8 protein-coding genes are annotated in these 6612 nt (G+C 70.1%); all 8 read right to left on the reverse strand.

Annotated elements, in window-relative coordinates:
* Positions 1 to 9 precede the first annotated feature (9 nt).
* The 8 genes from BGO22_RS00605 to BGO22_RS00640 all read right to left on the reverse strand — a co-directional run bounded on the left by BGO22_RS00605 (position 10) and on the right by BGO22_RS00640 (position 6532).
* Positions 10 to 699, reverse strand: coding sequence for an ATP-binding cassette domain-containing protein (locus tag BGO22_RS00605; RefSeq protein WP_070399629.1), 690 nt, complete (start codon positions 697 to 699; stop codon positions 10 to 12).
* A gap of 10 nt (positions 700 to 709) precedes the next feature.
* Positions 710 to 1381 carry a molybdate ABC transporter permease subunit gene (gene modB / locus BGO22_RS00610; protein ID WP_070399628.1) on the reverse strand — a complete coding sequence of 224 codons (672 nt, stop codon included), beginning with the start codon at positions 1379 to 1381 and terminating at the stop codon, positions 710 to 712.
* A 21-nt stretch (positions 1382 to 1402) separates the two neighbouring features.
* Entirely contained in the window at positions 1403 to 2158 is a 756-nt protein-coding gene (gene modA / locus BGO22_RS00615) for a molybdate ABC transporter substrate-binding protein (protein ID WP_070399627.1), read from the reverse strand.
* 134 nt (positions 2159 to 2292) lie between these two features.
* A complete protein-coding gene (locus tag BGO22_RS00620) occupies positions 2293 to 3111 on the reverse strand; it encodes an alpha/beta fold hydrolase (RefSeq protein WP_286848281.1) in 819 nt (272 codons plus the stop codon).
* An 86-nt stretch (positions 3112 to 3197) separates the two neighbouring features.
* Positions 3198 to 4151 carry a branched-chain amino acid ABC transporter permease gene (locus BGO22_RS00625; RefSeq protein WP_204743785.1) on the reverse strand — a complete coding sequence of 318 codons (954 nt, stop codon included), beginning with the start codon at positions 4149 to 4151 and terminating at the stop codon, positions 3198 to 3200.
* A gap of 1 nt (position 4152) precedes the next feature.
* On the reverse strand, positions 4153 to 5037 hold the full coding sequence (locus tag BGO22_RS00630) for a branched-chain amino acid ABC transporter permease (protein WP_286848284.1): 885 nt from the start codon (positions 5035 to 5037) through the stop codon (positions 4153 to 4155).
* Between the two features lie 5 nt (positions 5038 to 5042).
* Positions 5043 to 5762: an ABC transporter ATP-binding protein gene (locus BGO22_RS00635; protein WP_286848286.1), complete on the reverse strand. Its 720-nt coding sequence runs from the start codon at positions 5760 to 5762 to the stop codon at positions 5043 to 5045.
* The gene (locus BGO22_RS00640) at positions 5762 to 6532 is read right to left on the reverse strand and encodes an ABC transporter ATP-binding protein (RefSeq protein ID WP_286848288.1); all 771 of its coding nucleotides are present in this window, start codon (positions 6530 to 6532) and stop codon (positions 5762 to 5764) included. Before BGO22_RS00640 ends, BGO22_RS00635 begins: the two co-directional genes overlap by 1 nt.
* Positions 6533 to 6612: the final 80 nt, after the last annotated feature.

The following is a 6612-nucleotide window of genomic DNA, read 5'->3' on the forward strand; positions in this document are numbered from 1 at the left end:
GCGAGGATATCAGCCGCCCTTCAGGGCGTCGGCACACGCCACCACGCGACCGGCGTCCAGGCAGACCACGTCTTCGGCGAGGTGGCGCACGTCCTGCTCGTCGTGGGTGATCAGCAGCAGCGGCAGCTTCAATTCCGTCTGCAGGTCCTTGAGCTCGTCGCGCAGGCGCTGCCGCAGGGCCTTGTCCAGGGCGGCGAAGGGCTCGTCCAGCAGCAGCGCCGCGGGCCGCGACACCAAGGCGCGCGCCAGTGCCGTGCGCTGGCGCTGGCCGCCCGAGATCTGGTGCGGGTGGTGGCCAGCGACGGCGTTCAGGCCGAAGCTGGCGAGCCAGCGGTCAACGTCGGCGTTCGCTTCGTCCTTGGCCGGGTTGCGCAGGCCCCGCCGCGCCGCGAAGGCCACGTTCTGCCGCACCGTGAGGTGCGGGAACAGGGCGTAGTCCTGGAACATGTAGGCCAGGCGGCGCTGCTGCGCGCTGCTGCGCACGCCGCGCTCGCTGTCGAACAGCACGCGGCCGGCGATGGCGATGCGGCCCGCCTCGGGCGCCAGGATGCCCGCGACCATCTTGAGCGTCAGCGTCTTGCCCGCGCCCGAGGGGCCAAACAGCACCACGCGCGGCGCGGGCGAGCGGAACGCCAGGTCCAGCTCGAAGCGCGCGTGGCCTTGCCGCAGGGTCTTGCGCAGGGTGATGTCCCAGGTCAAGGCCGGCCCCTCATCGCGACGCCACGCGGCCCGGCACCAACTGGCCGGCGAGCAGCAGCACCGCCACGCACACGGCCGAGGCGACGAGCACCAGGACATTGGCCGTGCCGTCCTGCCCCGCCTGCACCGCCTCGTAGACGGCGATGGAGAGCGTCTGCGTCTTGCCAACGATGCTGCCCGCCACCATGAGCGTGGCGCCGAACTCGCCCAGCGCGCGCGCAAAGGCCAGCAGCAGGCCGGCGAGGATGCCGCGCCAGGCCAGCGGCAGCGTCACGCGAAAGAAGATCGGCCATTCGCCGAGGCCCAGGGTGCGCGCGGCGTCCTCGAGCTGCGGGTCCACCGTTTCGAAGGCGGCGCGCGCGGCCTTGAACACCAGCGGGAAGGCCACGATGGTGGCGGCGATGATGGCCGCCTCCACCGTGAAGATGAGCCGGACGCCGAAGTGCTGCAGCAGCCAGGCGCCGATCACGCCCTGGCTGCCGATGACCACCAGCAGGTAGTAGCCCAGCACGGTGGGCGGCATCACCAGGGGCAGGGTGAGCGCGGCGTCCAGCACGTCGCGGCCGGGGAAACGAAGGCGCGCCAGCGCGTAGCCCACCGCCGTGCCCAGGAACAGGTTGAGCGCGGTGGCCCAACCCGCCACCTTCAAGGTGAGCAGCAGGGGGGTCCAGGCCTCGGCCACGGCAGGTACCGACGCGCGGGTTCAGGGTCTGCCGAAGCCGTACCTGGACAGCACCGCCTGGGCCGGCGGCGTGAACAGGAAGTCGACGAACTTCTCGCCCATGGCGGCGTTCGGCCCCGCGGGCAACGGGGCCACGGGGTAGAGGATGGCCTTGGGCGTGGGCACGGTCAGCGCCACCTTGACCTTGTCGGCCATCAGCGCGGCGTCGGTGGCGTACACAAAGCCCGCGTCGACCTCGCCGCGCTGCACGTAGTCCAGCGCCTGGCGCACGTTGGTGGCGCCCACCATCTTGGACTCGATGGCGCCCCACAGGCCGGCCCCTTCGAGCACGTCCCTGGTGTAGCGGCCCACGGGCACGCTGGCGGGCAGGCCGATGGCGATGCGGGCGTATTCCGGCCGAGTGAGATCGGCCACCGACCGGGGCCGCAGGGCGCTGGCCTGGGGCACGATGACCACCAGGCTGTTGGAGACGAAGTCGCGGCGCTGCGTGGGCTTGATGAGGTTCTGGGCCTGCGCCCGGTCCATGGTTTCCTGGTCGGCGCTGGCGAACACGTCGACCGGCGCGCCTTTGGCGATCTGCTGCAGCAGCACGCCGGAGGCCGCGAAGTTCAGTTGCACCTTGGTGCCGGCGTGGGCGGCCTCGAACAGCGGCGCGATGTCCTTGAAGGCGTTCGTCAGGCTGGCGGCGGCCGAGACGGTGAGGTCGGCGGCTTGCGCGGCGAGGGACAGGCCGGCGGTGAGGACGACGGCCAGGGTGTGGGTCAGGCGGTGGTGCATGCGGAAGCCTCGGTCACGATCGCTATATATGACTGAATATAGCGTATCGCCAGGCATGGCCACCGGCCCTCCGCTGAGGTTTCCGAAGCCGCGGGGAATCCGGCGCTTGCCTGGCGCTGTCGCGCAGCCCGCGCTCAGGCGCTTGTCGTCACCCGCTCCAGCAGGCGCATGACCATCGCGGCCACCGCGTCGGGCCGCTCGATCTGCACCAGATGCCGCGCAGCGGGGATCACCGTCAGGCGCGCCTCCCGGATGCCGCGCTGCAGCGCCTGCGACATGGCCACCGGCGTGGCGAAGTCCTCTTCGCCCACGATGATGGACGTGGGCACCCGGATGCGCGGCAACAGGTGGCGACCGTCGAAGCGTCCCAGCATTTCCGACAGCGCGGCGAACGCGGTCACGTCGTTGCCCAGGAAGGTGCGCACGCAGCGCTCGACCACGTCGGGCCGGCTGACCCGAAATGCGTCGCTGAACCAGCGGGTTTCCTGGAAGGGGATCATGGCCGCCAGGCCTTCCTCGCGGGCGCGGCGCGCGCGGGCGTTCCAGTTCAGGCCCGCGTCGGGGCCGTACCAGGCGGTGCTGTCCACCAGGCCCAAGGCTTGCACGCGCTCGGCGTGGTGGGCCACGAAGTCCAGCGACACGCAGCCGCCGAGCGAGGCGCCGACGAGCACGGTGCGCGCCCAGCCCACGTGGTCGAGCACGTCGCGCAAGTCGCGCGCCAGGCGCTCGGTGCCGTAAGGCGGCGGGGGTTTGTCGGAGCGGCCGTGGCCGCGCATGTCCAGGCAGAGCAGGCTGGCCAGACCGGCCAGGCGCTCGCTCACCGGGCCCCACAGCGCGTGGTCCATGCCCAGGGAATGCAGGAAGGCGATGCGCGGCAGGCCGGGGGCGGCCTCGCGCAGGCTGAAGGCGATGCGCGTGCCGTCGTCGGCGCGGGCGTGCTGCAGCGCCGGCATCCGCACGCGTTCCGGCGCCGAGCCGGCCCTGGCCGGATGGGCCCCCTCGGGAGGCAGTGGGCCGCGGGGCGGTGGCGCCTGAGCGCTCATGACTTCCAGCCCATGATGCCCTTTCGGAACAACAGCACCGAGAAGATAAACAGCACGCCCATCGCGGTGGTGACCGACTCGCCCAGCGCGGTAAAGCCGCTCCAGCCGCTCAGGTGGGTGAGCGCCTGGCCCAGCTGACCGAGCTTGCCCTCGAGCAGCAGGATGGCGCTGGCGCCCACGAGCGGGCCGGTGAGCGTGCCCACCCCACCGATCATCGTCATGAGGATGACCTGGCCCGAGGCCAGCCAGTGCACGTCGGTCAGCGACGCGAAGCCGAGCACCAGGGTCTTGAGCGAACCGGCCAGGCCCGCGAGCGCCGCCGACAGCACGAAGGCCATGAGCTTCACGCGGTCGGCGTCGTAGCCCAGCGACGTGGCGCGCGGCTCGTTCTCGCGCACGCCCTTGAGCACCTGGCCGAAAGGCGAGGCGATGGCGCGCGCGATGAGCAGGAAGGCGCCGGTCGCGATGGCCACCGTCAGGTAGTACATGTTCAGATCGTCTCGCAAGTCGATGAAGCCGAACAGCACGCCGCGCGGCACGCCCTGAAGGCCGTCCTCGCCGCCCGTGGCCGGGATCTGCACCGCCACGAAGTACACCAGTTGCGCGAGCGCGAGCGTGATCATCGAGAAGTAGATCCCCTGGCGGCGGATGGCCAGCACGCCGAACACCCAGCCCAGCAGCGCGCCGGCCGCGGTGCCCGCGAGCAGACCCAGCTCGGGCGGCAGGCCCCAGGCCTTCATGGCGAGGCCAGCCACGTAGGCCGAGCCGCCGAAGAACGCCGCGTGGCCGAAGGACAGCAGGCCCGCGTAGCCCAGCAGCAGGTTAAAGGCCGAGGCGAACAGCGCGAAGCACAGCAGCTTCATGAGGAAGATGGGATACGCCCCGAGGAAGGGGGCCGCCAACAGGCCCGCGAGCAGCAGGCCATAGCCGATGGTGGGCAGGCGCTTCATGTCAACGCTCCTTTCCGAACAGGCCGGCGGGACGCAGCAACAGCACGATCGCCATCACCACGAAGACCACGGTGGCCGATGCCTCGGGGTACACGACCTTGGTGAGGCCCTCGAGCACGCCCAGGCCGAGCCCGGTGAGGATGGCACCCATGATCGACCCCATGCCGCCGATCACCACCACCGCGAAAACCACGATGATCAGGTTCTGCCCCATGAGGGGCGAGACCTGCATCACTGGCGCCGCGAGCACGCCCGCGAAGGCCGCCAGGCCCACGCCGAACGCGTAGGTGAGCATCACCATCAGGGGCACGTTGATGCCGAAGGCCTCGACGAGCTTGGGGTTCTCGGTGCCGGCGCGCAGGTAGGCGCCCAGGCGCGTGCGCTCGATGAGGTACCAGGTGGCGAAGCACACCGTGAGCGAGGCCACCACCACCCAGATGCGGTAATTGGGCAAAAACATGAAACCCAGCTGCGTGGCGCCTTGCAGGGCTTCGGGCGCGTTGTAGGGCAGGCCCGAGGCACCGAAGATGGCACGCAGCACGCCCTCCAGCACCAGGGTGATGCCCAGCGTGAGCAACATGCCGTACAGGTGGTCGAGCCGGTAGATCCAGCGCAGCAAGCTGCGCTCGATGGCGATGCCGAAGGCCCCCACCAGCAGCGGCGCCAGCAGCAGCATGGCCCAGTAGTTGATGCCGAAGTGGTTGAGGCCGATCCAGGTGAGCACCGCGCCCAGCATGAACAGCGCGCCGTGCGCGAAGTTGATGACGTGCAGCAGACCGAAGATGACCGCCAGGCCCAGGCTGAGGATGGCGTAGAAGGAGCCGTTGACCAGGCCCAGCAGCAACTGGCTGAGCAGGACGGGCAGGGGGATGTCGAGTAGTGGCATGGGGTTCACACGCCGAGCAGCTCGTTGAGCAGCGGCATCTTGGCCTGGAGGTCGGTGGCGCCGAAGGTCTCCACCACGCGGCCGTGCTCCATCACGTAGAAGCGGTCGGCCAGAGGCGCGGCGAACCGGAAGTTCTGCTCCACCATGAGCACGGTGTATCCCTTGGCCCTCAGGGTGCGGATCATCTGGGCGAGCGCCTGCACGATCACCGGCGCCAGGCCTTCCGATATCTCGTCGAGCAGCAGCAGCCGCGCGCCCGTGCGCAGGATGCGGCCCACGGCCAGCATCTGCTGCTCGCCGCCGGACAGGCGCGTGCCCGGACTCTGGCGGCGCTCCGCGAGGTTGGGGAACATGGCGTAGATCTCGTCCTCGCTCATGGCGGCCCCCGCACCGATCCGCCCCCCTTTGAGCCGGGGCGGCAGCAGCAGGTTTTCCTCCACCGACAGGCTGGCAAAGATGCCGCGCTCCTCGGGGCAGTAGCCGATGCCCAGCGGCGCGATGCGGAAAGTGGGCAGGGCAATGGTTTCCTGGCCGAAGACCTGGATGCTGCCCTGGCGCGCACCCGTCAGGCCCATGATGGCGCGCAGCGTCGAGGTGCGGCCCGCGCCATTGCGCCCCAACAGCGTGACGACCTCGCCCTCGCGGACCTCCATCTCCACACCGTGCAGCACGTGCGATTCGCCGTACCAGGCGTGCAGGTCCCGGATGCGCAGCGCGGCAGCCATCAGTGCGCTCCCTCGAGCGCCGTCGCCTCGGCGCCCATGTAGGCCTCCAGCACGCGCGGGTCGGTGGATACCTCGGCGTAGCGGCCCTCGGCCAGCACGGCGCCGCGCTGAAGCACGGTGATGGTGTCAGCGATGGTGGAGACCACGGCCATGTTGTGCTCCACCATGAGCACGGTGCGTCCCACCGCCACGCGGCGGATGAGTTCGGTGACGCGGTGCACGTCTTCGTGGCCCATGCCCTGCGTGGGCTCGTCCAGGAGCATGAGCTTGGGGTCCATGGCCAGTGTGGTGGCGATCTCCAGCGCCCGCTTGCGGCCGTAGGACAGGTTCACGCAGGTCTCGTGCGCGAAGGATTCGAGGCCCACCTCGGCGAGCAGCTCCATGGCGCGGCCGTGCAGGTGGTGCAGCGAGCGCTCGGGCTTCCAGAAGTGGTAGGTGCTGCCCAGCGCGCGCTGCAGGCCCAGGCGCACGTTCTCCAGCACCGTGAGGTGGGGGAACACGGCCGAGATCTGGAACGAGCGGATGACGCCGCGGCGAGCGATGTCGGCGGGCTTCTCGCGGGTGATGTCACGGCCCTGGAAAAAGATGCTGCCGCTGCTGGGCTCCAGGAACTTGGTGAGCAGGTTGAAGCAGGTCGTCTTGCCCGCGCCATTGGGGCCGATGAGCGCGTGGATGCTGCCCTCGTGCACGCTGAGGTTCACGTCGCTCACGGCGGCGAAGCCCTTGAACGCTTTGGTGAGGTGGTGGGTTTGCAGAATGATCGGGGGCATCGGCGCTGGCGGCGTGGGGACGGCGTCTCGTTCTCGAATGGGCGCGGATGCTAGCCATGGGGGCGATGGGGCGCCAACGA

Source organism: Hydrogenophaga sp. 70-12, from assembly GCF_001897365.1.
Taxonomy (GTDB): domain Bacteria; phylum Pseudomonadota; class Gammaproteobacteria; order Burkholderiales; family Burkholderiaceae_C; genus Hydrogenophaga; species Hydrogenophaga borbori.

What these genes read in the sequence shown, in the direction of transcription:
- modA (WP_070399627.1), bottom strand. Translation starts at nt 2,158, where the DNA reads ATGCACCACCGCCTGACCCACACCCTGGCCGTCGTCCTCACCGCCGGC.
- BGO22_RS00620 (WP_286848281.1), bottom strand. Translation starts at nt 3,111, where the DNA reads ATGCCGGCGCTGCAGCACGCCCGCGCCGACGACGGCACGCGCATCGCC.
- BGO22_RS00625 (WP_204743785.1), bottom strand. Translation starts at nt 4,151, where the DNA reads ATGAAGCGCCTGCCCACCATCGGCTATGGCCTGCTGCTCGCGGGCCTG.
- BGO22_RS00630 (WP_286848284.1), bottom strand. Translation starts at nt 5,037, where the DNA reads ATGCCACTACTCGACATCCCCCTGCCCGTCCTGCTCAGCCAGTTGCTG.
- BGO22_RS00635 (WP_286848286.1), bottom strand. Translation starts at nt 5,762, where the DNA reads ATGGCTGCCGCGCTGCGCATCCGGGACCTGCACGCCTGGTACGGCGAA.
- BGO22_RS00640 (WP_286848288.1), bottom strand. Translation starts at nt 6,532, where the DNA reads ATGCCCCCGATCATTCTGCAAACCCACCACCTCACCAAAGCGTTCAAG.